This window comes from Desulfomicrobium aestuarii (assembly GCF_055385525.1).
Genome location: NZ_AP042427.1, coordinates 1,258,029 through 1,283,470, shown reverse-complemented (window position 1 = coordinate 1,283,470; position 25,442 = coordinate 1,258,029). Strand labels below are relative to the sequence as shown.

Annotated in this window: 18 protein-coding genes; 7 read left to right on the top strand and 11 right to left on the bottom strand. The window is 67.5% G+C overall.

Translation table 11 applies throughout. The features are described 5' to 3' along the window. The first annotated feature begins 1 nt into the window (after nucleotide 1). The 4 genes from ACZ5AC_RS05840 (at nucleotide 2) to ACZ5AC_RS05825 (ending at nucleotide 5,264) form a co-directional block, all read left to right on the top strand. On the top strand, nucleotides 2-667 hold the full coding sequence (locus ACZ5AC_RS05840) for a TIGR04282 family arsenosugar biosynthesis glycosyltransferase (RefSeq protein ID WP_464250016.1): 666 nt from the start codon (nucleotides 2-4) through the stop codon (nucleotides 665-667). Beyond that, entirely contained in the window at nucleotides 655-1,611 is a 957-nt protein-coding gene (locus tag ACZ5AC_RS05835; RefSeq protein ID WP_464250015.1) for a phosphotransferase family protein, read from the top strand. The genes ACZ5AC_RS05840 and ACZ5AC_RS05835 overlap by 13 nt, the downstream gene beginning before the upstream one ends. Nucleotides 1,612-1,704: 93 nt before the next feature. Next, nucleotides 1,705-2,055, top strand: coding sequence for an SUI1 family translation initiation factor (locus ACZ5AC_RS05830; RefSeq protein ID WP_464250014.1), 351 nt, complete (start codon nucleotides 1,705-1,707; stop codon nucleotides 2,053-2,055). After that, nucleotides 2,055-5,264, top strand: coding sequence for a PAS domain S-box protein (locus ACZ5AC_RS05825; RefSeq protein ID WP_464250013.1), 3,210 nt, complete (start codon nucleotides 2,055-2,057; stop codon nucleotides 5,262-5,264). Before ACZ5AC_RS05830 ends, ACZ5AC_RS05825 begins: the two co-directional genes overlap by 1 nt. A 168-nt stretch (nucleotides 5,265-5,432) precedes the next feature. Here the strand turns inward: ACZ5AC_RS05825 and greA are convergent, their stop codons facing one another. The 3 genes from greA to ilvB all read right to left on the bottom strand — a co-directional run bounded on the left by greA (nucleotide 5,433) and on the right by ilvB (nucleotide 8,031). Then, nucleotides 5,433-5,921, bottom strand: coding sequence for a transcription elongation factor GreA (gene greA, locus ACZ5AC_RS05820; RefSeq protein ID WP_464250012.1), 489 nt, complete (start codon nucleotides 5,919-5,921; stop codon nucleotides 5,433-5,435). Between the two features lie 153 nt (nucleotides 5,922-6,074). Further along, a complete protein-coding gene (gene ilvN / locus ACZ5AC_RS05815) occupies nucleotides 6,075-6,359 on the bottom strand; it encodes an acetolactate synthase small subunit (RefSeq protein WP_464250011.1) in 285 nt (94 codons plus the stop codon). Beyond that, nucleotides 6,352-8,031, bottom strand: a complete 1,680-nt coding sequence (gene ilvB, locus ACZ5AC_RS05810; protein WP_464250010.1) for an acetolactate synthase large subunit — start codon at nucleotides 8,029-8,031, stop codon at nucleotides 6,352-6,354. Before ilvB ends, ilvN begins: the two co-directional genes overlap by 8 nt. 428 nt (nucleotides 8,032-8,459) lie before the next feature. Between ilvB and ACZ5AC_RS05805 the strand changes: the two genes are divergently transcribed. Then, nucleotides 8,460-9,011 (top strand): hypothetical protein, encoded by a 552-nt coding sequence (locus tag ACZ5AC_RS05805; protein WP_464250009.1) that lies wholly within the window; start codon nucleotides 8,460-8,462, stop codon nucleotides 9,009-9,011. 51 nt (nucleotides 9,012-9,062) lie between these two features. Here ACZ5AC_RS05805 and ACZ5AC_RS05800 read toward each other — a convergent pair whose 3' ends face one another. From ACZ5AC_RS05800 to ACZ5AC_RS05790, 3 genes are all read right to left on the bottom strand, one after another. Then, nucleotides 9,063-10,580 (bottom strand): NAD(P)/FAD-dependent oxidoreductase, encoded by a 1,518-nt coding sequence (locus tag ACZ5AC_RS05800; protein WP_464250008.1) that lies wholly within the window; start codon nucleotides 10,578-10,580, stop codon nucleotides 9,063-9,065. Between the two features lie 44 nt (nucleotides 10,581-10,624). Next, entirely contained in the window at nucleotides 10,625-11,287 is a 663-nt protein-coding gene (locus ACZ5AC_RS05795) for an HAD family hydrolase (RefSeq protein ID WP_464250007.1), read from the bottom strand. Between the two features lie 81 nt (nucleotides 11,288-11,368). Next, nucleotides 11,369-11,851 (bottom strand): GNAT family N-acetyltransferase, encoded by a 483-nt coding sequence (locus tag ACZ5AC_RS05790; protein ID WP_464250006.1) that lies wholly within the window; start codon nucleotides 11,849-11,851, stop codon nucleotides 11,369-11,371. 180 nt (nucleotides 11,852-12,031) lie between these two features. Here ACZ5AC_RS05790 and ACZ5AC_RS05785 point away from each other — a divergent pair, with 180 nt between their 5' ends. Further along, the gene (locus ACZ5AC_RS05785) at nucleotides 12,032-13,747 is read left to right on the top strand and encodes a potassium channel family protein (RefSeq protein ID WP_464250005.1); all 1,716 of its coding nucleotides are present in this window, start codon (nucleotides 12,032-12,034) and stop codon (nucleotides 13,745-13,747) included. Between the two features lie 57 nt (nucleotides 13,748-13,804). Here the strand turns inward: ACZ5AC_RS05785 and ACZ5AC_RS05780 are convergent, their stop codons facing one another. The 4 genes from ACZ5AC_RS05780 to ACZ5AC_RS05765 all read right to left on the bottom strand — a co-directional run bounded on the left by ACZ5AC_RS05780 (nucleotide 13,805) and on the right by ACZ5AC_RS05765 (nucleotide 17,435). After that, nucleotides 13,805-14,956, bottom strand: coding sequence for an iron-containing alcohol dehydrogenase (locus ACZ5AC_RS05780; RefSeq protein ID WP_464250004.1), 1,152 nt, complete (start codon nucleotides 14,954-14,956; stop codon nucleotides 13,805-13,807). 212 nt (nucleotides 14,957-15,168) lie between these two features. Beyond that, nucleotides 15,169-16,062: a serine O-acetyltransferase EpsC gene (gene epsC, locus ACZ5AC_RS05775; protein ID WP_464250003.1), complete on the bottom strand. Its 894-nt coding sequence runs from the start codon at nucleotides 16,060-16,062 to the stop codon at nucleotides 15,169-15,171. 2 nt (nucleotides 16,063-16,064) lie between these two features. Then, a complete protein-coding gene (gene cysK / locus ACZ5AC_RS05770; protein ID WP_464250002.1) occupies nucleotides 16,065-16,994 on the bottom strand; it encodes a cysteine synthase A in 930 nt (309 codons plus the stop codon). A gap of 99 nt (nucleotides 16,995-17,093) precedes the next feature. Then, nucleotides 17,094-17,435, bottom strand: a complete 342-nt coding sequence (locus ACZ5AC_RS05765; protein WP_464250599.1) for an HU family DNA-binding protein — start codon at nucleotides 17,433-17,435, stop codon at nucleotides 17,094-17,096. Nucleotides 17,436-17,572: 137 nt separating this feature from the next. Here ACZ5AC_RS05765 and ACZ5AC_RS05760 point away from each other — a divergent pair, with 137 nt between their 5' ends. Beyond that, the gene (locus tag ACZ5AC_RS05760) at nucleotides 17,573-22,117 is read left to right on the top strand and encodes a glutamate synthase-related protein (RefSeq protein ID WP_464250001.1); all 4,545 of its coding nucleotides are present in this window, start codon (nucleotides 17,573-17,575) and stop codon (nucleotides 22,115-22,117) included. A 91-nt stretch (nucleotides 22,118-22,208) separates the two neighbouring features. On the opposite strand, the gene ACZ5AC_RS05755 is transcribed toward ACZ5AC_RS05760, so the two are convergent. Next, nucleotides 22,209-25,442, bottom strand: coding sequence for a hypothetical protein (locus ACZ5AC_RS05755; RefSeq protein ID WP_464250000.1), 3,234 nt, complete (start codon nucleotides 25,440-25,442; stop codon nucleotides 22,209-22,211).

Genomic DNA, 25,442 nt, shown 5'->3' with positions numbered 1-25,442 from the left:
TGTGCGCGTCCTGCTCTTCACCAGATACCCCCGCCCCGGGGCGGCCAAGACGCGGCTGGGCGCCGTCGTCGGCATGGACCGGGCCGCGGCCCTGCAGACCGCATTCATCCGCGATGAACTGCGCATGCTCCAAAGCCTGGGGGCGCACGTGACCGTCTGCTGCGAACCTTCGACGCCGACAGGGGAATACCGGGCCCTTTTCGGGCCGCACCACGACTACGCCGCCCAGCGCGGGGCGGACCTGGGCGAGCGCATGCTGGGCGCCCTGCGCGACGTGCTGGACGCAGGCGAGCCAGGCGCCGTGCTCATCGGCAGCGATTTGCCGGACCTCCCGGCAGAACACATTAAAAAGGCCTTTGCCGCCCTGGGGCAGGCCCCCCTCTGCCTGGGCCCGACGCCCGACGGCGGTTTCCACCTCCTGGGACTGGCCACCCCGCTGCCGGCCAACGTTTTTGCGGGCGTGCAGTGGGGAGGCCCGCATGTCCTGGCCCGCACCCTGGACAACTGCCGCCGCCTCGGGCTCCCACCAATCCTCCTCGACGCCTGGCCCGACGTGGACACGGTCGAGGACCTGGCCGACTATGCCCGACGCAACCGCGACGCCGATTCGCAGACCATGGCCTGCATCCGCCGCTTCAACCTGGTGCCAGACGCATGGAAAAGCTGATCTCCGACTTTCTGCTCGAACAGGGCTGGGTGATGGACGTTCCCGCAATCTCCTTCCTGGCCGCCGGCGAGTACAACCAGAACTTCCTCGTACGCAGCGGCGGCCGGGACATGGTCTTCCGCATCAACCGCGGCAGCCAGCTGGGCCTGGACGACCAGATCGGCTACGAGTTCCGGGTCCTCAAGTGCGTGGCCCCCTCGGGCGTGACGCCGCGCCCCCTGCGCGTCCACCCGGACCGTGAGCCATTCGGGGGCGGGGCCATGCTCATGGAGTTCCTGCCCGGCGCGGCACTCGATTACGGCCGCGACCTGCACAGGGCGGCCCAAATCTTCGCCCGCATCCACGCCCTGCCGCCCTGCCCCGGACTGCTCGCCCAGGAGGACCCGGTGGCGGCCATCGCGGCCGAGAGCCTCGGGCTCATCAACCGCTACGCGGACCACGCGCTGACCGGCGAGCGCGCCCGCCTGCTCGATTACCACGCACGCATCGTCCGCCTGGGCGAGGACAACCGCCCGCTCTTCGCCGGGGATCGGCCGTGCGTGGTCAACACCGAGGTCAACTCAGGCAATTTCCTCGTCGGGCCGGAGGGGGCCTTTCTCGTGGACTGGGAAAAAGCAGTGGTCTCCAGCCGCCACCAGGACCTCGGACACTTCCTGGCCCCGACGACCACCCTGTGGCGAACGGAAACCGTCATCGCCCCAGACCGGCGCCGGGCCTTCCTGGCCGCCTATCACGCCGACCTGGACGACGCGCCCCCACTGGAGGCCCTGGACCGTCTCTGCGCCGTCATGGAGCGGGTCATCGTCCTGCGCGGCCTGTCCTGGTGCTTCATGGCCCACCACGAATACTCGCACGGCATGAAGCCTCTGACCGACCCGCTGACCAGGGAGAAGATCGGCCGCTACATGCGCGAGCTGGATTTCTTCATCGCCTCCCGCGCCTGAGGCCGGCGGGCGGCGTATGACAGAGACACTTGCCAGCGGCCCGGCTTTGCCGCAATGTCTGACGCGCCAATGCCGCCGTGAGGGTGAAATTCCATGTCCAAAGACGCCTGCAAGACTGTCTATTCCACCGAAATAACCGTGTGCCGCAAATGCGGCCGCCCGGCCTGCGTCTGCTCCGCCAAGCCGGGCAAACCCGCCGCGGCCGCAGGGCCCGTGCGCGTCGGGCGGGAAACGAAGGGTCGCAAGGGCGCCGGGGTCACCGTCGTGACCGGCCTGTCCATGAGCGAAACCCAGCTTCGGGACCTGCTCTCGGCCTGCAAGAAGCGCCTGGGTTGCGGCGGCACCCTGCGCGACGGGGTGCTGGAGTTCCAGGGCGAGCATCGCGACGCCCTGCTGGCCCATCTCGCCGGAATGGGCATCGCCGCAAAGAAGTCGGGGAGCTGATGCCGGGCGACAGCGAACTCTCCCTCAAGCGTCGGCTCGCCCACTTCGAACGCGCCCAGCGTCATGCGCGCATCGGGTCCTTCGAGCACGACATGCACACGGGGCAGACCTTCTGGTCCGACGAGATGTACCGCCTGCTGGGCTTCGAACCCGGCGAGGTCTCCCCGTCCCTGGACCATTTCCTGAAGCTCCTGATCAAGGAGAGCCGGGCGCGCTTCCTGCGCAAGATACGCATCAGCGCCGTCACCGGGCGCCCCTTCCGCATCGAGATCCGCTACGTCCTGAAGCCCGATTCCCCGCGCGTGGCCCACATCCGGGCCGAGTTCGAGGCCGACGAAAGCGGGAACATGAGCATCGTCTCGGGGACCTTCCAGGACGTGACCCGCAGGCGCAACACGGAAAACGCCCTGCGCCGCAGCGAAGCCCGCTACCGCTCCATATTCGACCACGCCCTGGAAGGCATCTCCCAGACCACGACGAGCGGCGCCTTCCTGAGCGCCAACGCCGCCATGGCCTCGATCCTCGGCTTCGACAGCCCCGAGGAGCTCATGGCCTCCATCGGCGACATCGACCGCGAACTCTACGTCGACCCCGAAGACCGCGAACGCTACCTCGACCTGCTGCACGAACACGGGAGCATCCGCGGCTTCCAGACGCGCATGCGGCGCAAGGACGGTTCGGTCATCTGGGTGTCCCTGAACGCAAGCCTGATCCGGGACGCGGCCACGGGCGAACCCTGCCTGCTCGGGACCATGGACGACATCAGCCGCCGCAAGCGCTTCGAGCTGGCCCTCATGGAGTCGGAAAAACGCTTCCAGAACCTCCTGCAAAGGATCAACTTCATCGCCGTCACCCTGGACCTGGGTGACCGCATCGTCTTCGCCAACCCCTACCTGCAGCGCCTGACGGGCTGGAGCGACGAGGAACTGCTCGGCCGCAACTGGTTCGAGAGCCTGGTGCCCGCCGACCAGGGCGATGCCATGCGCTCGGTCCTCAAAGCGGCATCCGACACCGCGCCAGCCGCTCCCCGCGAGTCCGACGCCGAGATCATGACCCGCGAGGGCAGGCGCCTGCTCATCCGCTGGAACACCGTGACCGAAACGGACATCCAGGGCGTGGTCACGGGCGTGACCTGCATGGGCGTGGACATCACGGCCATCCGCAAGGCCGGCGACACCCTGGCCCGCAGCGCCCTCCTGCACTCCATGCGCCTGCGCATCCACGAGGCCGCCCACTCCACGAAGGACTTCTCGGCCCTCATGCGCAGCGTGCACGAAATCCTGTGCGAGGCCATCGACGCCAAAAATCTCATCACGGCGATCCTCAACACCGACAGGAACTCCCTGGAATTCCCATACTGGGTCGACGAAACGACCGACATCGCCGCCGCATCCCCGCATATCGACAACGTGGACGATCCCGACAACCGGCGGCTGACCCTCGAACTCATGCGCGGCAACATCCCCAACATCCTGAGCGGCGAGGAAATGCGCGATCTGGCCGCGGCCGGGAAGATTCTCGTCGTGGGCGGCATCCCGCAGAGCTGGATGGGCGTGCCCCTCACGGTGCGTGGCACGGGCATCGGCGCGCTCATCGTGCAGAACTACGCCACCGCGAAGCAGTACACCCGACACGACCTGGACATCCTGCTCGAGGTATCGGAGCAGATCGCCCTGGCCATCGAGCGCCAGCGGCACGACGAGTTCTCCCAGACGGCCGAGGAAATCATCCGGGACATCCCCGCGGGCCTCTTCATCTACAAGTACCACGAGCCCGACAACCTCGTCCTGGAGAACGCCAACCCCATGGCCCTGCGCCTCATCGGCCGTCAGCTGTCGGAGGCCCGTGGCATGCTCTTCACGGACCTCTGGCCGCGCGGGACCATGCTCGATACCTACCTGAACTGCCTGCGCACCAAGGTCCGTTTCAACTGCGACGCCCACTGCTACGAGGACGAGCGCATCAAGGGGTATTTCCGCCTCCACGCCTTCGCCCTGCCCGGCGAAAAGCTGGCCGTGGCCTTCGACGACGTGACGGAACGCCAGCACACCCAGCAGGCCCTGATCCGGGCCAAGGAGGCGGCCGAGTCGGCCAACCGGGCCAAGAGCGAGTTCCTGGCCAACATCAGCCATGAGGTGCGCACGCCCCTGAACGGCATCATGGGCATGCTGCAACTCTGCCTGCAGTCCGAAGCGCCCCCGGAGCTGGCGGAATACCTGCGCACTGCCCTGGAGTCATCGCGCAACCTGCTGCGCGTGCTGAACGACGTCCTCGATTTCACCAAGGTCGACGCGGGCAAGATGGAGCTGCTGGAACGGGCGTTCGATCTGGACGATCTGCTGGGGCAGGCCGTGAATTTCTTCAAGGCCCTGGCCATGGACAAGAGGATACGCCTGCACCTGGAAAAGCCGCAGAGCCTGGGCCGCTTCGTCGGGGACGAGGGGCGCCTGCGGCAGATCCTCTTCAACCTGATGGGCAACGCCCTCAAGTTCACGGACGCAGGCCAGGTCACCCTGGAGGCCTGGCCCGTTGGCCGGACCAACGGCCACGAGCGCCTGCTCTTCGCGGTCCGGGACCAGGGCATCGGCATTCCGCCGGAAAAGCTGGACTACATCTTCGAGTCATTCACCCAGGTCGACGGCAGCTACTCGCGGCGCTACCAGGGCACCGGGCTGGGGCTGCCCATCGTGCGCAGGCTCGTGCACCTCATGGGCGGCAACATCTCCGTGGAGAGCGCCGAGAACGAAGGCACGACCATCTTTTTCGTCCTTCCCCTGCTGCGGTCCGAATCCTTGCCCGAAAGGAAGGCGAAAACCGCCGATCCGGCCGGCGAGGTCCGCCCCCTGCACGTGCTGCTGGTGGAGGACGACGTGGTCAACATGACCATGGCCAGGCGCATGCTCGAAAAGATGGGGCACAGCGTCGTCTGCGCGCGCACGGGCCTGGAGGCCCTCGACTGCCTGCAGACCCCCGGGATCGACATCGTGCTCATGGACATCCAGATGCCGGACATGGACGGCATGGAGGCCACGGGCATCGTCCGCACCGACGCGCGCTTCGCGCCCTACGCCCGGGTCCCGATCATCGCCCTGACGGCCCACGCCATGGCCGGGGACGAGGAGCGCTTCCTGTCGTCCGGCATGGACGCCTACCTCTCCAAACCCTTCGACCACACCCGCCTGCAGGCGCTGCTGCACCGCTTCTTCTGATTTCCGACAGGCCGCGACGCCTCGCTTGGCGCACGGCATGATTCGGCACGACGAAAGGCATGGATTCCCGCCTTCGCGGGAATCCACTCTTTCCCCCAAAACGGGCGCAAAAAAACCTCCACAGGTCGCCCAGCGGAGGTCATGTCGCACGCGTTTTGCGCGAGTGGTTTACTTGAGCCCGGCCGTGCCCTGGAAGATCACGGAGACGACCTCGTAGTCCACGCGGCCCTTGGGGACCTGCACGGAAATCTCGTCGCCCTCCCGCTTGCCGAGCAGGGCGCGGCCCACGGGGGATTCGATGGAGATGGTGCCCTTGGTGTGATCGGCCTCGTCGGGGCCGAGCAGGGTGTAGGTCTTCTGATCACCCGTTTCCATGTCCTCGAGGGTCACGGTGGCGCCGAACACGGCCCGGTCGCTCTGCAGGGTGTCGATGTCGATGACGTCGAAGCGGATCATGCGCGACTCGATGTGACTGATCCTGGCCTCCAGGAGCCCCTGGCGCTCGCGGGCCGCGTCGTACCCCGCGTTCTCGCGCAGGTCGCCCTCCTCGCGGGCCTCCTTGATGGCCTGAATGACGGCGGGCCTTTCCTTCTTCAGTTCGTCCAGTTCCTTTTCCAAGCGCTTGTAGCCTTCGACTGAAATGGGAATCCTGTTCATCGTCGTCCTTACTGTGCAGAGATTGTCATATGGCAATAAAAAAAGATGCTTTGCCCGCCAATGGACTGACGGGCAAAGCGGGATCGTATTTCAAAAGCAAAACTGGCCCCTAGGTAGTGCATCGCGCACTGCGGGTCAAGGGCCCCCATCGGTTCAATCGGCCATGACCTCCCCCAGGCGGGCGAAGGTCTCCGTCGCCGCGGGCCGCAGGCGGACGTCGTGCACGTCCTGCAGTTTCCGCATCTGCCGGATCATCTGTTCCAGGCGGTCGTCCTCGTTGACCAGGAGCCAGATGCGGCTCTCGCCGCCGCCGTTCAGGGGCAGGCAGAGGATGGCCTCCACGTTGAAGGCGCGCCTGGAAAAGAGCCCGCAGACGTGGGACATCACGCCGGGGTGGTTGCTGACGAGGACATCGAGGACGGTGCGCGGGCTAGTCATGGTTCTCACCTCCGAGCATGGTTCTGTTGGCGGCCCCTGGAGGGACCATGGGCCAGACTTTCTCGTCGCGCTCAACGGGCACGTGGATCAGGGCCGGGCCCTTGTGGGACAGGGCCTCGCGCAGCACGGCGTCGGGGTCGTCCGCTCCGGCCAGGTCCCAGGTCTTCCAGCCGAAGCCCTGGGCGATGCGCGGGAAATCGACGCTGACCTCGTAGATGGACGAGAAGTGGTTGGCCTTGAAGAAGAGCTCCTGCTGCTGGTGCACGAGGCCCAGGCAGACGTTGTTAAGCAGGACGACGGTCACGTCGACGCCCTGCTCGGCGGCCGTGGCCATCTCCTGGATGTTCATGAGCAGGCTCCCGTCGCCGCTCACGCAGACGACCTTGCGCTCGGGCGCGGCCAGGGCCGCTCCGATGGCCGTGGGCAGGCCGAAGCCCATGGTCCCCAGGCCCCCCGAGGTCAGCCAGGAGATGCCCGGCCGGAACGGGTAGCTCTGGGCCGTCCACATCTGATGCTTGCCCACGTCGGTCACGACCACGGCCGTGTCGCCGCACAGCTCGCCCACGCGGCGGATGAATTCCTGCGGGGTGGCGTGCCCGCCCTTGTCCGGGATGCACGACGGGAAGGCGCGCTTGAGGGCCGCGATGTAGTCGAGCCACTCCCGGCGCGGCGCCGGCGATACCTTGGGCAGTATGGCCCGCAGCACGTCGCCCACGTCGCCGAGGATGGCCACCGAGGCGGGCCGGAGCTTCTCCAGTTCGCTGTGGTCGATGTCGATGTGGATGACCCTGGCCTGGGGGCAGAACTCCGCCACCTTGCCCGTGGCCCGGTCGTCGAAGCGCACGCCCGCGGCCACGATGAGGTCGCAGGCCTCCATGGCCATGTTGGTGTGGCGCTGGGCGTGCATGCCGAGCATGCCCATGCTCAGGGGATGGTCGTGGGGCACGGCCGTGAGGCCCATGAGGGTCGAGGTCACGGGCATGGACGCGCGCTCGGCCAGTTCAAGGATCTCCCTGCCCGCGCCCGAGGCCACCACTCCGCCGCCGACCCACAGCACGGGCCGCCTGGCGGCGTCGATCATGCTCACGGCCGTGTCCAGGTCGGCGTCGAAGAAGGCCGGGGCGGGTTCCCGCTCGCCGGGCTCCGGCCAGGCCTCGAACGCCACGTTCTCCAGCTGCACGTCGCGGGGAATGTCGATGAGCACCGGGCCGGGGCGGCCCGAGGCGGCGATGGAGAAGGCCTCGGGGATGACGCGCAGGAGGTCGGCGGCCTCGCGCACCAGGAAGTTGTGCTTGGTGACGGGGATGCTCATGCCGTAGGTGTCCACTTCCTGGAAGGCGTCGGTGCCGATCATGGCCCGGGGCACCTGGCCGGTGATGCAGACCACGGGCACGGAGTCGAGCTTGGCGTCGGCGATGGCCGTCAGGACGTTGGTCGCGCCGGGGCCGGAGGTGGCGAAGCACACGGCCGGACGGCCCGTGACCCGGGCAATGCCCTGGGCCGCGAAACCCGCGCCCTGCTCGTGGCGGGCCAGGACGTGGCGGATGCGCGTGCTGCGCGAGAGCGCGTCGTAGAGGGGGAGGTTTGCGCCGCCGGGAATTCCCGCGATGGTGCGGATGCCCTGGCGTTCGAGAAGGCTGATGGTCAGTTGCGCGCCGGTCATGGAAAACATCGTGCACTCCTTGTTCGGCTCGTCCGTTGACCGGCGAGGGGGTGAGCCGAAAAAGGAAAACCCCCGCCGGCGCCTGCGCTGGCGGGGGTGAAGCGTCGTCCAAATCCCGTTACAGCGTCAGGGCGTCCCGAACTACGCATACTACTACGACTACGACTAGGCTGACGAAGGCGTTGCAGATGCGGTTCATGGGTGTTCCTCGGGATTTCGGGTAATCGAGAATCGAATGATTCGTGCCTATGACTTTCGAAATTCCATGTCAAGGGGCTCTTGACCGCGAAGGGCCGGCAGGTCAGAAACACCTTCGGGCGGCCGCGCCCGGCCTGTGCGGAGAATTCGCGCCGGGCCTTGATTCAGACCCGCGATGCGGGCATAGTGACCCCGCGGCCAATCTTCGTGTTCACCTTCAACCACACAGAGGAGGGCTCATGCCCACATCAGAATACACGCTTTTCAGCGGCGGCGCCCCGGGAACGGAAACGGAATTCGGCCGGATGGCCGAAAAATACGGCGTGCAGGAAGTGACCTTCACCTTCGAAGGCCACAAGATCGAGCGTTCCAGAGGCCTGAGAGTCCTGACCCCCGAAGAACTCATGCGCAAGGACGTGAGCCTGAGCTACGTCTCGAAGCTGCTGAACCGCACTTTCACCAACGCACCCATGATGCGCAGCATCCTGCAGACCATCATGTATCAGATCGACTCGGGCCACGAAGTCTTCGTCGTCGGCACCATCATGGAGGACGGCACGGTCAAGGGCGGCACGGGCTGGGGCACCGAGTTCGCCAAGATCTGCAACAAGCCCCTCTACGCCTTCGGCCAGGTCCGCAACGCCTGGCACAAGTGGACCGGCGAGATCTGGGAACGCTGCGAAACCCCGACCATCACCAGCCACCACTTCTGCGGCACCGGCACCCGCTTCCTGGAAGACAACGGCCGCCAGGCCATCGCCGACCTGTTCGCCAAGTCCTTCGGCAAATAGAGCCATCCCGCCTTTCCATAGGTCCTATGGGTCCCATCCGACCCATAGGACCTATTTTTTCATCTCCCGCACCACCGCCTCCGCCACCGCCACCCCGTCCATGGCCGCCGAGACGATGCCGCCCGCATAACCCGCCCCTTCCCCGCAGGGAAAGAGCCCGGACACCTCCGGGTGCATGAGCGTCTCGCGGTCGCGCGGGATGCGCACAGGCGAGCTCGTGCGCGACTCCACGGCCAGGAGCGTGGCCTCGGCGCTGTCGAACCCCTTGTGCTTGGCGCCGAGGATGGACAGGCCCTCGCGCAGGGCCCGAGCCACGAAGCCGGGCAGCAGCTCGTGCAGCGGGGCCGCGTACACCCCGGGGATGTAGGAGGTCCTGCCCAGGACCCCGGACAGTCGACCCGCCAGGAAATCCGGCACGCGCTGGGCCGGGGCGCGCTGCGTCGTCCCGTCGCCGGCCCGGAACATGTCCCGCTCAACCGACGCCTGAAAACGCAGCAGGGCCAGGGGATCGCGTTCCGCAACGTCGTCCGGCCGGACCTCGGCCACCAGTCCGGCGTTGGCGAAGGGCGCGCCGCGGCCGGCCAGGCTCATGCCGTTCAGGACCAGCTCGCCCGGTGCCGTGGAGGCCGGCACCACGAACCCGCCCGGGCACATGCAGAACGAGAAGACGCCCCGCTCGGCCGTCTGGCAGGCCAGGCGGTAGCTGGCCGCGGGCAGGGCCGGGTGGCGCGGCGACTGGTGGTAGAACATGCGGTCCACCAGGGCCTGCGGGTGCTCGATGCGAACGCCAAGGGCGAAGGGCTTGGCCTCGATGCGCACGCCCTGCCGCTGCAGGAGATGGTAGACGTCGCGGGCCGAATGCCCCGTGGCCAGGATCACGGCGTCGCCCTCGACGCTCTCCCCTCCCGCCAGACGCACGCCCCGCACCCGCCCCCCGTCGAGGAGGAGGTCGGACACGTGGGCCCCGAAATGGATCTCGCCGCCGGCGGCCAGGATGGCCTCGCGCATGCCCCGCACGATCCGCGGCAGGACGTTGGAGCCCAGGTGCGGATGGGCTTCCACGCGGATGTCTTCCGATGCCCCGAAGGACACGAAGAGGTCCAGGATGCGGTCCACGTCGCCGCGCTTGGTGGCGCGGGTGTAGAGTTTGCCGTCGGAGTAGGTGCCGGCCCCACCTTCGCCGAAGCAGTAGTTGGAGTGCGGGTCGATGAGCCCTTCGGAATAGATCTTCTTCACGTCCTTGAGGCGCGAGCGCACGTCACGGCCGCGTTCCAGAAGCACTGGTTTGATGCCCGCCTCCAAAAGCGTCAGGGCCGCGAAGTACCCGCCGGGTCCGGCCCCGACCACCACGGCCCTTTTTCCGCCCGGCGCGGCAGGCCGGAAGACCGAGGCGCCCCGCTCCTCCCCGCCCACGGCCACGCGCAACTGGAAGCGCGGCATGCGGGCGCGGGCGTCGATGGAGCGGCGCACCACGCGCACGGGGGCGGGGTCGCTGTCCGTGCGCCCGGCCTTGGCCAGGGCCAGGGCGCGGATGTGCTCGGCGTCGCCGATCCGGTCGGGCTCGACCATGATCTCCACATGAACCGTTTCGTCTGGCGATATCCGTTGATGCTTCAAAACCATTCCTCCCGCATGAGCAGGGCCTGGGACAGGGACGGGTACATGGCTGCGGCCCCCCGGCGCACGTCGTCCTCGGGCACGGCCAGGTCCGGGACCATGATGGCCCGGGCGCCGGATGCGATGGCCGCCCGCATGCCGGGGTTCGAGTCCTCGAAGATGACGCAGTCCTCGGCTCGCACCCCGAGGCAGGCGCTGGCCCGGTGGTAGATGTCCGGGTCGGGCTTGGGGCGCTCGACCTGCTCGACGGTCATCATGGCCGAGAAACGGAAAAGCCCGGGCCAGGCCTCGCGGTTGCGCTCCACGGCCTCGCGCGACGAGGACGTGGCCAGGGCCATGGGCACGCCCTGGCCTTCGAGCCACAGCACCATCTCCAGGGCGCCCTCCTTGGGCGGGATGGCCGCAGTCCTGCGCTCCTCCTCGCGGGCCGCCTTCCAGTTGCGGCGGAACTCGTCCAGGGGAAAATCCTTAAACCACTGCACGAGCTTTTGCTCGCACAGCACATTGGGAACGCCCACGAGATGGGCGTAGCGCGCGTCGTCGAGATCGAAACCCAGCAGGGCGGCCTCGCGCTGCCAGATCCGCTTGAGAGTGACCTCGGTGTCGAGAAGCAGGCCGTCCATGTCGAAGAGGACGGCCGCGGGGCGTTTGGTGTTCATGGGGAAGGAGCTAAGGCCGAACGGGGCAGGAAGCAAGAGTCAAATCGACCGGCGGGACGGCGTTGGGTACGGCGCGCCGGGTCAGCACCCTTCGGCGGAAGGGACGGAAACGAAGCACTGGCGCACGACCCGCCCCCAATATGGGTCGTCGAACTCGTCCTGGGAGTAGTCGCTCCCCGTGAACTCGTCGATGACCCGGCACCAGAAGCAGGTCGCGTACCCCGCGCCCCGGAGCTGCTTGACCTGCCAGGGACCGGGGTGCGCGGCGAAGAGGCGGCTCGCGAAGTCCCTGCCCAGGCGGCGCCCCCGCATGGACGGCACGACGTAGAACTCGCAGACCTCGCAGCCCTCCCCTTCCGCGATCTTGATGGCCGCAAAGCCGACGGGGACGTCGTCGACCTGGAGCAGGTAGCCCCTGACTGGCCCGCCCAGGGTCGTGTCGAGGGCGAACAGGCCGTCCTGGCCCGGGAGCTTGCCGGTGATGGCCGAGAACTCGGCCTCGTAGGCCTGGCAGAGGTTCAGATAAACGTGGATGTTTGCGTCGTCGACGTCGCGTATTTCCATGGAAAGCCTCCCTGCATCGTGAAGAAACCCGCTGATGTCCCGACGCGTCCCCGCTGTCAACCGCCGATGCAGGCGCGACGGCTTGAGCCCGTGCAACGGAAGATTCCTGCCTCTGCGCCTTGATCCCCGCGGCCATCCTGGGCTAGGCTCGCGTTTCAACGCCAACACCGAAGGACACGCATGAAATTTCTGGTTTCGCAGATGACGGCATTGGTCAACCGCGCCAAGCAGAGGAGCAACACGCGGCTCATGAACAGGTTCCTGCTCATCCTGCTGGGTTTCTTCCTCGGCTACACCGTCATCTTCCATTTCATCATGGCCTACGAGGGGCAGGAACACTCCTGGCTCACTGGTCTGTACTGGACCCTGACGGTCATGAGCACCCTGGGCTTCGGCGACATCACCTTCACCTCGGACCTCGGGCGGCTCTTCTCCATCATCGTCATGCTGAGCGGCGTCGTCTTCCTGCTCATCGTCTTCCCCTTCACCTTCATCCAGTTCTTCTACGCGCCCTGGCTGGACGCACAGAACAGGGCCAGGGCCCCTCGCTTCGTGCCGGAGGACGTGCGCGGCCACGTCATCCTGACCCATTTCGACGCCGTGGCCCTCAACCTGGTGGAGAAGCTCGACCAGTACGGCATCCCCAACGTCATCCTCGTGGCCGATCTGCAGCAGGCCCTGAACCTGCACGACACGGGCCTCAACGTGGTCGTGGGCGAGGTCGACGACCCCGAGACATACAACCGCCTGCGCGTGCAGGACGCGGCCATGGTCGTGGTCATGAACGACGACGTGGCCAGCACCAACATCATCTTCACCATCCGCGAGGTCACGGACACCGTGCCGGTCGTGGCCAACGCCGACCAGGAGGACTCCGTCGACATCCTCGACCTGGCGGGCAGCACGAAAACCTTCCAGTTCACGAAGATGCTCGGGGAAGTCCTGGCCAGGCGGGTTCTGGGGCTGAACACGAAGGCCAACGTCATCGGCGGCTTCAACGAACTGCTCATCGCCGAGGCCCCCGTCTCGGACTCGCCGTTGCAGGGCAAGACCCTGGCCGAGAGCCGCCTGCGCCAACTGACCGGGGTCAACGTCGTGGGCGTGTGGGAAAAGGGCCAGATCCGGCTACCGGGTCCGCGGACCGTCATCGAGGCGTCGACGGTCCTGGTCCTGGCCGGCTCGCGGGAGCAGCTGGACAGCTATGACAGGCTCGTGGGCGCGGAGCAGCGCACCGCGGAAAACAGGGGGCCGGTCCTGGTCCTCGGCGGTGGACGGGTCGGCATGTCCGTGGCCAGGACCCTGGCCGGGCGGGGCATCGACTACAGGATCGTGGAGAAAAAAGCACCGAAAATCGCGGGCGACGAGCGCCTCATCATCGGCAGCGCGTCGGATCTGGATGTCCTCATCCAGGCGGGCATCCAGGACACGCCGTCCATCATCATCACCACCCACGACGACGACCTGAACATCTTCCTGACCATCTACTGCCGCCGTTTGCGGCCCGACGCCCAGATCATCAGCCGGGCCAGCCTGGACCGCAACGTCAACACCATGCACCGCGCCGGGGCCAACCTCGTCATGTCCTACGCGTCGCTGTGCACCACGACCATCATCAACCTGCTCAAGCCCGAAAAGCTGCTCATGATCTCCGAAGGGTTGAACATCTTCCGTTCCCAGCCGGGCAAGGCCATCATCGGCAAGGCCCTGCGCGACCAGGACATCCGTGAGGAGACCGGCTGCAGCGTCATCGCCATCAGGCGTGGCGAGGCCATGCTCATCAACCCCGACCCCGACACCGTGGCGGAGGCGACGGACGAGCTCATCCTCATCGCCACGGCCGAGGCCGAGAAGAAATTCATGGAGCGGTACCAGGAACCCGCATGCGCACGGAAATGAAAAGCCATTCGTGCGCGGAGCGCGTCGCCGCCCCGTAACCTCGCCCGGCCCACCGTGTCAGCCGTCCAGCGCCCGGAGCAGGATGGCTGAAAGCCGGCCATGATCCAGTTCGACCGGGTTGCCTTTCATGCTCGAGGCCCCGGCAGCCTTGCGGGCCGCGTCGTCCACCATCCCCTCCCCCAGCCCGAGATCCCTCAGGTTCCTGACGCCCAGGTCCCGACAGAGCGCATGCACGAAGCGCACCCCGGCCAATGCGTCTCGCTCGCCCGCGAGGAGCTGCCCCGTCTCGGCGAAGCGGTCCAGGCTCGGGTGGGTCGGGTAGGCTGCGCGCAGGACCGCGATGTTGGCCTCCATGACGTGCGGGAGCAGCGCCGCGCAGATCTCGCCGTGGGCGGCCCCGAGCATGGCGCCCAGGGGCGCGGCCAGTCCGTGCACGGCCCCGAGTTTCGCGTTGGCCAGGGCCATGCCCGAAAAGAGGCTGGCCAGGGCCATGTCCGAGCGCGCCGCCAGGTCCCTCCCTTCTGCCACGGCCCGGCGCAGGGAACGTGCGACGCGGGCCATGCCGTCCCGGCACAGGGGGTCGGTCAGGGGACTCGCCGCGTGGGAGACGAAGGCCTCCATGAGCTGGGTCAGGGCGTCCAGGCCCGTGGCCGCGGTCTGCCTCGGCGGCAGGGACACGGACAGTTCCGGGTCGACCACCGCCAGACTCGGGATCATCTCGGGGGAGCGCAGGCTGACCTTGACGCCGTGCGCCCTGGACAGGAGCACGGCGTTGGCCGTGGCCTCGGAGCCCGTCCCGGCCGTGGTCGGCGCGGCGATCAGGGGCAGGGGCGCATGTTCGAGGGGCATGCCCCGCCCCACCACTTCGAGATAGTCGAAGATGTCCTGCGTGTTGGTCACCAGGGCGGCCAGGGCCTTGCCGGCGTCCAGGACGCTGCCGCCGCCGACGGCCACGACCACGTCGCACCCCCAAGCCCTGGCCGACAGGGCATTGGCGGCAATGGAGACGGCTTCAGGCTCCCCGCTTACGGGCATGACGAACACGTCGTCCATGACGCCCGACAGGTCGTCGGCAAGCCAGGCGCAGCCTTCGGGCCGGCTCCCGGTCACCAGCAGGCAGCGTCTCCCCAGGCGGTAGGCCTGCGCCGCTATCTGCAGACGCGTGCCGGGGCCGAAAAGAACGCGGGCAGTGGAGAACGTGAACGCCATGATACCTCCCGTCTGCTTGAAGACGCGACACGACGGTGCCGCCGTGCGGTCGTCTGGAATGCCATGGATTCCCGCCTTCGCGGGAATCCACCGTCCGAACACGCTCCATACCCCGCCCTGCGCATGGCCACAACCCGGACTTTCCCGGCGGGTGCCACGAAAAAAGCCGCGACCTTGCGGAAGCGGCTTTGTTCGTGGCGCGGCGGCATGGCCTAAAGGTTGCGGTACATCTTGGCCCCAGGGGGCACGTCGTCCACGATCCACATGTTGCCGCCGATGACCGCGCCCTCGCCGATGGTGATGCGGCCGAGGATGGTCGCCCCGGAGTAGACCGTCACGTTGTCCTCGACGATGGGGTGGCGGGCGATGCCCTTGACCAGATGGCCGTTCTCGCCCTTGGGGAAGCTCTTGGCGCCCAGGGTCACGCCCTGGTAGAGGCGGACGTTCCGGCCGATGATGCACGTCTCGCCGATGACCGTGCCCGTGCCGTGGTCGATGAAGAAGGACTCGCCGATGGTCGCGCCGGGGTGGATGTCGATGCCCGTGGCCGAATGGGCCATCTCGCTGATGATGCGCGGGATGAGCGGGATGCCGAGCTTGTGCAGTTCGTGGGCGATGCGGTGGTTGGTCACGGCCCGGATGGACGGGTAGCAGAAGATGGTCTCGCCCGGGTTCTTGGCCGCCGGGTCGCCGGCGAAGGCGGCCTGCACGTCCGTGGCCAGCAGACGGCGCACATGGGGCAGGGTCTGCAGGAATTGGTTGCACATGCTTTCGGCGCGCACGGCGCAGTCGGCGGAACAGGCGTGTTCGTCCTTGTCGCAGGCGAAGCAGAAGCCCCGCTCGACCTGCTTGGTCAGCTCGCGGCGGACCTTCTCCAGCTTGGAGCCGACGAAATAGGCCATGTTCTCGGGGGTGATGAAAGGCTCCTTGAAAAAGCCGGGGAAAAGCACCGAGCGCAGTCGCTCGACGATGTCCGAGAGGAGCTCCACCGAGGGCATGGGCGAGCCGAAGGACGGCTGGTGGTAGACGCCCATGTAGGATTCCGGGGCGCAGAGGCTTTCAACCACGCCCGAAAGGACACTGTCGATCTTCAGGTATTTTGCCATGTTCAGCTCTGGGAAGCGAAAAGTTCGGTGGAAAGGTAGCGCTCGCCCGTGTCGCAGACGATGGCCGCGATGAGCTTGCCCTCCATCTGCGGTTCGCGGGCCAGCTGCAGGGCGGCCCAGACGTTGGCGCCGGAGGAGATGCCGGCGAGGATGCCTTCCTCGCGGGCCAGGGCACGGGCCGTGGCCATGGCGTCCTCGTTGGTCACGGTGACGATGCGGTCGATGACCTTGCGGTTCAGCACCTCGGGCACGAAATTGGGGCCGATGCCCTGGATCTTGTGCGGCCCGGCCGTGCCCTGGCTCAGCAGCGGCGAGGCTGCCGGCTCCACGGCCACGGCCATGAAACCTTCCTTGCGGCGTTTGAGGGTCCGCCCCACGCCGGTGATGGTCCCGCCCGTACCCACGCCGGCCACCAGCGCGTCGATGCGGCCGTCGGTGTCGCGCCACAGCTCCTCGGCCGTGGTCCGCTCGTGCATGGCCGGGTTGGCCGGGTTGACGAACTGCCCGGGCATGAAGGCGTCCTCCATGGAGGACAGGATCCTCTCGGCCTCGGCCACGGCCCCGGCCATGCCCTTGGCCGCCGGGGTAAGGACCAGCTCGGCGCCCATGGCGGCCAGCAGCATGCGCCGCTCGACGCTCATGGATTCGGGCATGGTCAGGATGAGGTGGTAGCCGCGCACGGCGCAGACGAAAGCCAGACCCACGCCCGTGTTGCCGCTGGTGGGCTCGACGATGACCGTGCCGGGACGGATGAGCCCGGCCCGCTCGGCTTCGTCGATCATGTTCAGGGCGATGCGGTCCTTGATGGACGACAGGGGGTTGTAGAATTCGAGCTTGACCACGACCTCGGCCAGACAGCCCTCGGTCATCCTGTTCAGCCGCACCAGGGGGGTGTTGCCGACCAGTTCGGTCATGGAGTTGGCGATCTTCATGTTTCCTCCTCGAATCGGGAAAGCCTGGGCATGACCCATGGCCACGGCGAAGTCCAGACAAAAAAAACCGGCCAGAGGCCGGCGTGCTGCGGTGCGGGGCTACTCAAGGCCCTTGGTGATGAAGTCCAGGGACAGGAGGGCGTCCTTGAGGCGCTTGCCGGGAGAGAACTTGATGCCCCGGACCGGCCTGTCCGTCTCCTCCCCGGTCTCGGGGTCGACGGACTTGCGTGGGGCGCGGTCCACCACGGCCATGGTCCCGATGCCGGGCAGGGTGATCCTGTCCCCCTGACTCAAGGACTCTGTCAGGCTCTCCATCATGGCGTCCACGACGCGGGACGCCTCCTCTTCGGAATATCCCATCTCCTTGCGGAGCCTTTCGATCAAGTCGGTCCTTTGCATGTGAACCTCGGGGTTTGAGCGCGGGGAATGGCGATTTTCTATGATTCAGTATATAGGCAATACAGGCGGGCGGGTAAAGACCTTCCTCGAGCTTTGTGAAATATTTATTAAAATGGCCGTGCCCGCATCTCGCGCATATAAACGAGTATCGATTTGACACACCTTTCCGGAGACTTCCCATGAACCAACGCCTCGTCGAAGAACGTGACGCCTGCGCCATCATCGCCTTTGTGGACAAGCGCGGCCGGGCCTCCCACGCCAACATAGTCAAGACAATAGACGCCCTGAAGAAGATGGCCCACCGCTCGGGCGACATCAACAGCGAGGGCGACGGCTGCGGCGTCCTGACGGACATCCCGCGGGCCATCTGGGGGCAGCGCCTGCAGGACGTGGGACTGAGCCGCCACCTGAGCGAGAGCCGGGGCTTCTTCGTCGGCCACTTCTTCCTGCCCGCAGGCCCGGGGGCCGACGAAACCAAGGAACGCGTGCGCGCCATCCTGACCGGCGAGGGCAGCGAAGTGCTCGTCGAGGTCGACGACCGGATGCAGCCCGCGGAACTCGGCCCCATGGCCCGATCCGAAGCCCCTCTCTTCTGGCAGGTCTGCGGCCTGGTCCGCGACGAGACGCGCCAGGAAGGGGCCAGAAGGCTCTTCGCCATGCAGACGGCCGTCGAAAGCAAAGCGCCCGAGGCCCACGTCTGCTCCTTGAGCCTCGACAGCGCCGTCTACAAGCTGCGCGGCACGCCCGACCTGCTGCCCCGCGTCTACCCCGACCTGCGCGACCCGGCCAGCAAGTCCATCATCACCCTGGGCCACAGCCGCTACTCCACCAACACCCTGCCCACGGCCGAGCGCGCCCAGCCCTTTTCCCTGCTGGGGCACAACGGCGAGATCAACACCATCGAGAAGATGCGCTCCTCGGCCCTGGACCTGGGCATCACGCCCACGCCCGGCGGCAGCGACTCCCAGGACCTGAACCGCATCCTCGAGGGCCTCGTCCATCTCCACGGCTTCGACTTCATGGAGGCCCTGGAAATGGTCTTCCCGGCCATCCACTCGGAGGTAGAGCACATGAGCCCGGAACTGCGGCGCATGTACGGATTCTACCGCTGGTTCTTCATGCCCTCGGCCCAGGGGCCGGCGGCCGTGGTCTCGCGCTTCGGCGACACGTGCATGGGCAGCGTCGACGCCCTGGGGCTGCGGCCCCTGTGGTTCGGCGAGAGCGACTACGACTATTTCCTGTCCTCGGAAAAGGGCGTGGTGGACCTGCAGAACACCATCCACGACCCGCGCCCCCTGGCGCCCGGCGAAAAGATCGCCGTGGTCTCGGGGCCCGGCAAGCGCGGCGAGGTCGTGGACCACTGCGCCCTGCAGGAGCGCCTGCTGCGGCTCTTCCAGCAGGGGCGCCTGTCCCATCTGGCCGACAACCTGCACGGCGAAATCCCCGAGCCCATCCTTGCCTGCCCCGAAGGGTCCTGCCGCGACCTGCGCCGCTTCTTCCGGGACAGGCAGGTCTTCGACGACCGGCCCGGCCACGACGCCACGACGGTCCTGGCCGCCTTCGGCTGGCGCAAGTACGACCAGGACATGCGCAAGCACGTGGCGGCCACGGGCAAGGGGCCCATCGGCTCCATGGGCCACCAGGGCCCCCTGGCCTGCCTGGAGGCCGACGGCCTGTCCAACGTCAGCGAGTATTTCAAGGAGAACGTGGCCGTGGTCACCAACCCGGCCATCGACCGCGAGCGCGAGGCCGAGCACTTCTCCACGGCCGTCATCCTCGGCGACCGGCCCGACAACCCCGACCGGCCGCCCGTGGGCCTGCGCCTGAAGACGCCCATCCTGCTGGGCGGCGAGTTCACGCCGGCCCTGTCCTCCCTGGACATCCTGGCCGTGTGCCGCGAGCACGGCACCCACACCCTGGAACAGGTCCTGGATTTCTTCACCGCCCAGCAGCGCGACCCGTCGCGCCTGGCCATCCTCGACGCGACCTTCGTGCCCGGCGAGGGGCTTGAAAGCCGCCTGGAAGCCATGGAGGCCGAGGCCCGCCGGGCCGTGTCGGCCGGGGCCGCCATCCTGGTTCTGGACGACAGCGCGAGCTTCGTGGACGGCCGCTGCTACATCGACCCCGGCCTGGCCACGGCCCGGCTGCGCCGCGCAGCCGAATCGGGGCGCATCCCGCGCCTGCCCTCGCTCATCGTGCGCAGCGGCGCCATCCGCAACATGCACGACGTCATGTTCGTCCTGGGCCTGGGCGCGGCGGCCGTGAACCCCTACATGCTCTGGAAGCAGGCCTACGCCCAGGCCGAGAACGCCGAAGGGCTGCAGCGCACCCTGTCCAACACCCTGACGGCCCTGCAGGCCAGCGTGGAGAAGATCATGTCCACCATGGGCATCCACGAGCTGTGCGGGTACGGCCGCATCTTCTCGTCCATCGGCCTCAAGGCCGAGCTGGCCGAGGCCTTCGGCTGCGCCAACTTCTGCTCGTCCGACGCGGCGGGGCTGGGCTACGCCGAATTGGAAAGCCGGGCCGCGCGGCGCATCGCCCTGGTCCGGGAGGGTCTGGAAGGCAAGCTGCCGGCCGACCCCAAGCGCAACGCCCGCGTCGGCAAGATCCTGCGCTCCGTGGCCGTGGGCAAGACCGGCTACCTGCAGATGGCCGAAGGCCTGGAGGAGGTCGACCGCGACACCCCCGTGGGCCTGCGCCACCTCCTGGACATCGCCCCGCGCAGCTCCGCCCCCCTGCCCCTGGAGGCCGTGGACATCTCCATCGGCCAGCACGCCATGCCCCTGCTCATCAGCGCCATGTCCTTCGGCTCCCAGGGCGAGAGCTCGTTTAGGGCCTACGCCGAGGCCGCGCGCAAGCTGAACATCATCTGCATGAACGGCGAAGGCGGCGAGATCCCCGACATGCTCGGCAAGTACCGCGAGAACCGGGGCCAGCAGGTGGCCTCGGGCCGCTTCGGCGTGTCCATCGAACTGCTGAACTCGGCCCGCTACCTCGAAATCAAGATCGGCCAGGGCGCCAAGCCCGGCGAGGGCGGCCATCTGCCCGGCTCCAAGGTCACGGACATGGTCGCCCAGGCCCGGCACTGCAAGCCCGGCATCGCCCTCATCTCGCCCTCGAACCACCACGACATCTACTCCATCGAGGACCTCTGCCAGATCATCACGGAGCTCAAGACCGCCAACCCCGGCGCGCGCATCTCCGTCAAGATCCCGGTCACGGGCGGCGTGGCCACCATCGCCGTGGGCGTGGCCAAGGCGGGCGCGCACATCGTCAACATCAGCGGCTTCGAGGGCGGCACGGGCGCGGCCCGCGAGCACGCCAAGAAGTACGTGGGCCTGCCGGTCGAGATCGGCGTGACCCAGGCCCACCGCGGCCTGGTGGAGGCCGGCCTGCGCCGCCAGGTCGAGATCTGGTGCGACGGCGGCGTGCGCTCGGGGGCCGACGTGGTCAAGCTCGTCTGCCTCGGCGCCGACCGCGTCGGCGTGGGCACCGTGGCGCTGATGGGCGTGGGCTGCATCAGCTGCGAGCAGTGCCACCTGGACGTCTGCCCACGCGGCATCTCCACCCAGCTGCGCAGCATCGAGGAGGCCCAGCAGCGCGGCGTGAAGCTCTTCAAGCCCCTGCAGGGCGAGGTCGAGGCCGAGAACCTGGCCCGCCTCCTGCGCGCCTTCGGCGACCAGATCCGGCACATCCTGGCGGGCCTGGGAGAGCGGCGCCTGGCCGACCTGGTGGGCCGCACGGACCTCCTGGTCCAGGCCCGGGGCAAGGACAAGGTGGACCTGACGGACCTCCTCGTCCCGGCGCCCATGGACGCCATGCAGGCCTACTGCCCGGTGCCGCGCATCGTGCGCAAGCCCCTGGACAACCTGACGCGGCTCATCTCCGACATGGCCCTCTCCACGGCCCGCGACGGCTGCGGCTACGTGCAGTACCGGGAGGAGAACGTGCGCTCCGTCGACCGGGCCGTGGGCACCTACCTGGCCGGCGCCATGGTCCGCGAGGGCGACGGCGCCAAGGTCGACCTCATGCTCGACTCCTCGGTTCCGGGCAACGGCCTGTGCGCCTTCAACGTCGACGGCATCAGCACCTGCGTCCAGGGCGGCGGCCAGGACGGCATCGCCAAGGGCGCGCGCGGCGGCCGGGTCTGCATCCTCAAAGGGGCCAACATCCTGGGCCAGCGCGTGGACGGTTCCGTGGGCAAGTCCCTGGCCTACGGCGCCCTGTCCGGCACCGTCGTGGTCCAGAACTTCGCCGACTCACGCGCCTGCATCCGAATGTCCGGCGCCGACGCCATCTTCGGCGGCCGCATCACCGCGCCGGTGCGCGACGAACTGGGCAACATCGCCTCGCGCGCGCACCTGAAGGGCTTCGCCTTCGAGTACATGACCGGCGGCCGGGCCGTGGTCCTGGGCGACCCGGGCCCGTGGATGTGCGCTGGCATGACCGGCGGCGTCGTCTACCAGTGCCTCTACCCCGAGTTCGGCTTCGGCCGCGAGAACCTGAAACGCCGCTTCGCCCGCGGCGCCCACGTGGTCGTCCGGGGCCTCGACGGCGACGACGCGGAACAGATCAGGGAACTGCTGGGCAAGTACACGGCCTCCCTGCGCCAGAGCTTCCAGAACGCCGAGGCCGATCTGGTCCAGGCCCTGGCCGACGAGGCCGAAAGCCGCTTCGTGAAGATCGTGCCGGGATCGAGCACCGGCATCAAACCGGAATAGAAACGCGGATGGCGCCGGCAAGACTCCGGCGCCATCCGCTTCACTCGTCTTCGATACCGGTCCAGCCCCGAACGGGGCGCGACCGAGCCTCCTATTGCCGCATGGCGGCCTTGGCCGCGTTGCGCTCGCGGATCTTCCGCATCATCACGTCGTCCAGACGCTCCCCGGAATCCGGCACCACCTTGCCGTCGCTGCCCGTGACCATGTTCGTCCTGTGCGCAGCCATGCACCCCTCCCAGATGTTCGCATCCGAGGGCAGGGGATGGCGCAGGCAGCCGAAGCCGGACACGATGCACGGCTCGCCCGGCTTGTTGCAGCTGTATTTGGGGTTGTAGTCCCCGATGGTGTCGGGGTGGTAGATTTGCGTCGTGCCCGGGCTGCCGTATCCGGCGGAGCGGCACAGGCAGTTCAGGAACTCCTGGGACGGGGCGACCCCCATCTGCGCGAAGACGCTCTCCAGCTTCGTGTGGTTGAGGCTCTTCAAAAACTCCACCAGGTTCTTGTGCTTGACCTCGACCTCGGCGGCCGGGGCCTTGCCGCCCTTCCTGCCCTTGACGTACTTGTCGTAGACCTCCCGCAGCTCCGCGGAATTCTCGTCCTCGGCGAAGGACCTGGCCGCGGACAGGGCCTCGTCCTTGGGCACGCCGTTGCCGCGCAGGACCTGGTAGACCTTGGCCGCGCGCTCGTTCCTGCGCATGGCCTCGAGGTTGTTCTCCTCCTGCCACTCGTAGATCATGTCCAGGGGCTTGAGCACAGTCCGGCCCTTGCTTTCCACCATCTCCCACGCGTTGCCCGAGACCTCTTTCCAGATGTCGCCGCCCTCGAAGGTATCGGTCAGTCCCGTGGCATCCAGACCGGACGTGCCGGCCTCCGGGTCCACGACACCCTCCCGGTGCAGACGCTCGGCGATCCTGTTGAACTCCGACGAATCGCCCGCGCGCCTCATGTCCACGGCCCGGCGCGCCTCATCGTAGGGCACGCCCATGCGCATCATCTTCTTGACCACTTGGTTGTCCACGTCGTCCTGGATGCCGCCCTGGGTCCGGTCCTGAATGGCACCCAACTGCTTGCGCCCCTCCATTGCGGCCTCGGTCTTCTCCACGATGCCCCCGTAAAACCAGTCGACATACTTGCCTGCCTGCCTGCCGCCCTCCTTGAGGCGCTCCTTCATGCCGTCCTCCTCCTGCAAGGGCCCGCCGGCGTCCAGGGCCCGCTGGCCGTCGTCCTTGACCCCCTTTTCCTTGATGCGGGCCACGTTCTGGCGAAACCCGCTCCGGTCGCCGCTTTCGAACCTGTTCCGGGCCTCCCGGGCCTCGGCCTGCGTGGCGCCCATGCGGCGCAGCTTGGCCTCGATCTCGGCGGCCACCTCCCGGTCCTTGGCCTCGAAGGCCTTGCCCTCCAGTTCGGCCCACTCGTAGGCGTTCTTCATCCTGGCCCGCTCGGACGTGTCCTGGCCCAGGAGGGGCGAGGCCGCCTTGGCCGCGTCGCCCTCCTTGATGCCCTCGACGACGGTGGTCGTGATCTCGATGCCCTGGATGATCATGTCGGCCTTGTCCGCGGCGTTCATGCCTTTCTGCACGATGCCGTCCCCCGACGGGACCCCGGGCTTGGCCGGCCCGTCCGCATCCGCGGCGGCACGCTTGCCCCCGGACGTCGAGTCGGCGTCCGCGGTGCGCCTGGCGGGCGCGTCGGCATCGGTCGATGACTTCCGCCCCGCATCGGCCTCCCCGGCGGCGTCTGCGGTGCGCTTCACGTCCGCATCGGCGTCGGCCGAAGATTTCCGCCCTGCATCGGCGTCACCGTCCGCAGTGCGCTTCGCGTCCGCATCGGCGTCACCCGAAGCTTTCTGCCCGGCATCGGCATCGCCCAAAGCTTTCTGCCCGGCATCGGGATCACCGTCCGCAGTGCGCTTCGCGTCCGCGTCGGCATCGGACGGAGATTTCCGTCCCGCGTCGGCATCACCGTCCGCAGTGCGCTTCGCGTCCGAATCGGCATCGGCCTTTTGCGCCGGGGCGTCGGGTTCCCCCGCCCCCTGCTCGCCGGAACCGGGTGCGGGCTTCGTATCCGTCCCGTCCACGCGCTTCTTCGCTTCGGCGTTGGCCTCGTCGAGAGCGTCGGCCCGTTTCCGGACCTGCTCGGCCGTGTCGTCGCTCCCGCCGCCCTTGCTCTTTTTGCTCTGCCCCGGCTCGTCGCCGAGCTGGTCCTTCCAGTTCTGATCGGCGCTGCTTTTGGACGTCTTTTCGACCGTGTCAGCCATGTTGCGCCGCGCCTCCTGCAGCCTCTCGCTGCGCTGCCGGGCCTTGTGCTCGGCCACCTCGAAATCGGCCTCGGCCTTGTTCGTGTATTCCTTGATCTTGCGCTCCTGCACCTCCTTGGATTCGCCCAGCCGGGTGACGCCCGCCTCGTTCAGGCTCTTGTAGTTGCGCAAATCGTCGGCCTGGCGGGTGACCGGGGACGTGTGCCCCACGGTCTCCGCGACCTTGCTGAGGCTCTTGCCCAGGGTCTTCATGTCCTTGACCTCGCGGGCGTGCTGAAACTTCTGCTTGTTGTCCAGGGCATAACCCAGGGGGTCGGTCATGGCCTCGGGCCCCGTCACGCCCACGGCCTTCTTGCCGCCAGGGGTGACGAAGGCGTCGGAATCGGCCTGGCGCGCCTTCTGCCGTTCGGGCGTGGCCGGCTCCCAGATGGTGGCGTCATGCATCTTGCTGACGTATTTGCCCGTCTTCGGGTCGTAGGTGATGGTGTAGTCGCCGTTCTTGCGCCACTCGTCCACGAGCTGCCGGGCCGCCTCGTCGGTCTTGGCCGTGAGATCGAGGTCCGCGCGCACGTCCTTGGGCGGCTTGAGGTCCTTCTTCTTTTTCCCGCTCTCGGAGGAAGCATCGGTCTTGGCAGAGGACTTCTCGGCCTTGGCGTCGGCCGCCGTGGCGCCCGAGCCGGAATTCTCGATGAGCCCGTCATATTTTTCCTGGATACGCGTGAGCTCCTGCATGCGGGGGTCCAACTTGGTGTACTTTTCCCGCGTCTTCTGCATCTGCTGGAAATACTCCTGTTCGACCTTGCGGTAGGCCTCGCTGTCGACATTGACCGTACCGTCGGGGTTTCCGGCCGCCTTCCGGGCCATCTCGGAGTACTTGGCCTCGATGGCGTCGAGTTCCTTCTGCTGCAGGGAGCGCAGCGATTCGAGGTCATGGCTGTGCGCTGGTCCGGCCAGCCAGAAAACCAGGGCCGCCGCGGCCAGGAGATACGTCAGGAACCGCACGCCTTGCGGGGCGATTTCCGGACCGTGGACGCGGGATCGGACGGATTTGTGCTGTCTCTGGATCAT

Bases quoted from the DNA above. Each gene is read 5' to 3' on its own strand.
- ACZ5AC_RS05760 (WP_464250001.1), top strand. From the start codon at position 17,573: ATGAACCAACGCCTCGTCGAAGAACGTGACGCCTGCGCCATCATCGCC.
- ACZ5AC_RS05800 (WP_464250008.1), bottom strand. From the start codon at position 10,580: ATGGTCGAGCCCGACCGGATCGGCGACGCCGAGCACATCCGCGCCCTG.
- epsC (WP_464250003.1), bottom strand. From the start codon at position 16,062: ATGGCAAAATACCTGAAGATCGACAGTGTCCTTTCGGGCGTGGTTGAA.
- ACZ5AC_RS05780 (WP_464250004.1), bottom strand. From the start codon at position 14,956: ATGGCGTTCACGTTCTCCACTGCCCGCGTTCTTTTCGGCCCCGGCACG.
- ACZ5AC_RS05830 (WP_464250014.1), top strand. From the start codon at position 1,705: ATGTCCAAAGACGCCTGCAAGACTGTCTATTCCACCGAAATAACCGTG.
- ACZ5AC_RS05785 (WP_464250005.1), top strand. From the start codon at position 12,032: ATGAAATTTCTGGTTTCGCAGATGACGGCATTGGTCAACCGCGCCAAG.
- ACZ5AC_RS05755 (WP_464250000.1), bottom strand. From the start codon at position 25,442: ATGATCCAGAGACAGCACAAATCCGTCCGATCCCGCGTCCACGGTCCG.
- cysK (WP_464250002.1), bottom strand. From the start codon at position 16,994: ATGAAGATCGCCAACTCCATGACCGAACTGGTCGGCAACACCCCCCTG.
- ACZ5AC_RS05795 (WP_464250007.1), bottom strand. From the start codon at position 11,287: ATGAACACCAAACGCCCCGCGGCCGTCCTCTTCGACATGGACGGCCTG.
- ilvN (WP_464250011.1), bottom strand. From the start codon at position 6,359: ATGACTAGCCCGCGCACCGTCCTCGATGTCCTCGTCAGCAACCACCCC.
- greA (WP_464250012.1), bottom strand. From the start codon at position 5,921: ATGAACAGGATTCCCATTTCAGTCGAAGGCTACAAGCGCTTGGAAAAG.
- ilvB (WP_464250010.1), bottom strand. From the start codon at position 8,031: ATGTTTTCCATGACCGGCGCGCAACTGACCATCAGCCTTCTCGAACGC.
- ACZ5AC_RS05835 (WP_464250015.1), top strand. From the start codon at position 655: ATGGAAAAGCTGATCTCCGACTTTCTGCTCGAACAGGGCTGGGTGATG.
- ACZ5AC_RS05790 (WP_464250006.1), bottom strand. From the start codon at position 11,851: ATGGAAATACGCGACGTCGACGACGCAAACATCCACGTTTATCTGAAC.
- ACZ5AC_RS05805 (WP_464250009.1), top strand. From the start codon at position 8,460: ATGCCCACATCAGAATACACGCTTTTCAGCGGCGGCGCCCCGGGAACG.
- ACZ5AC_RS05825 (WP_464250013.1), top strand. From the start codon at position 2,055: ATGCCGGGCGACAGCGAACTCTCCCTCAAGCGTCGGCTCGCCCACTTC.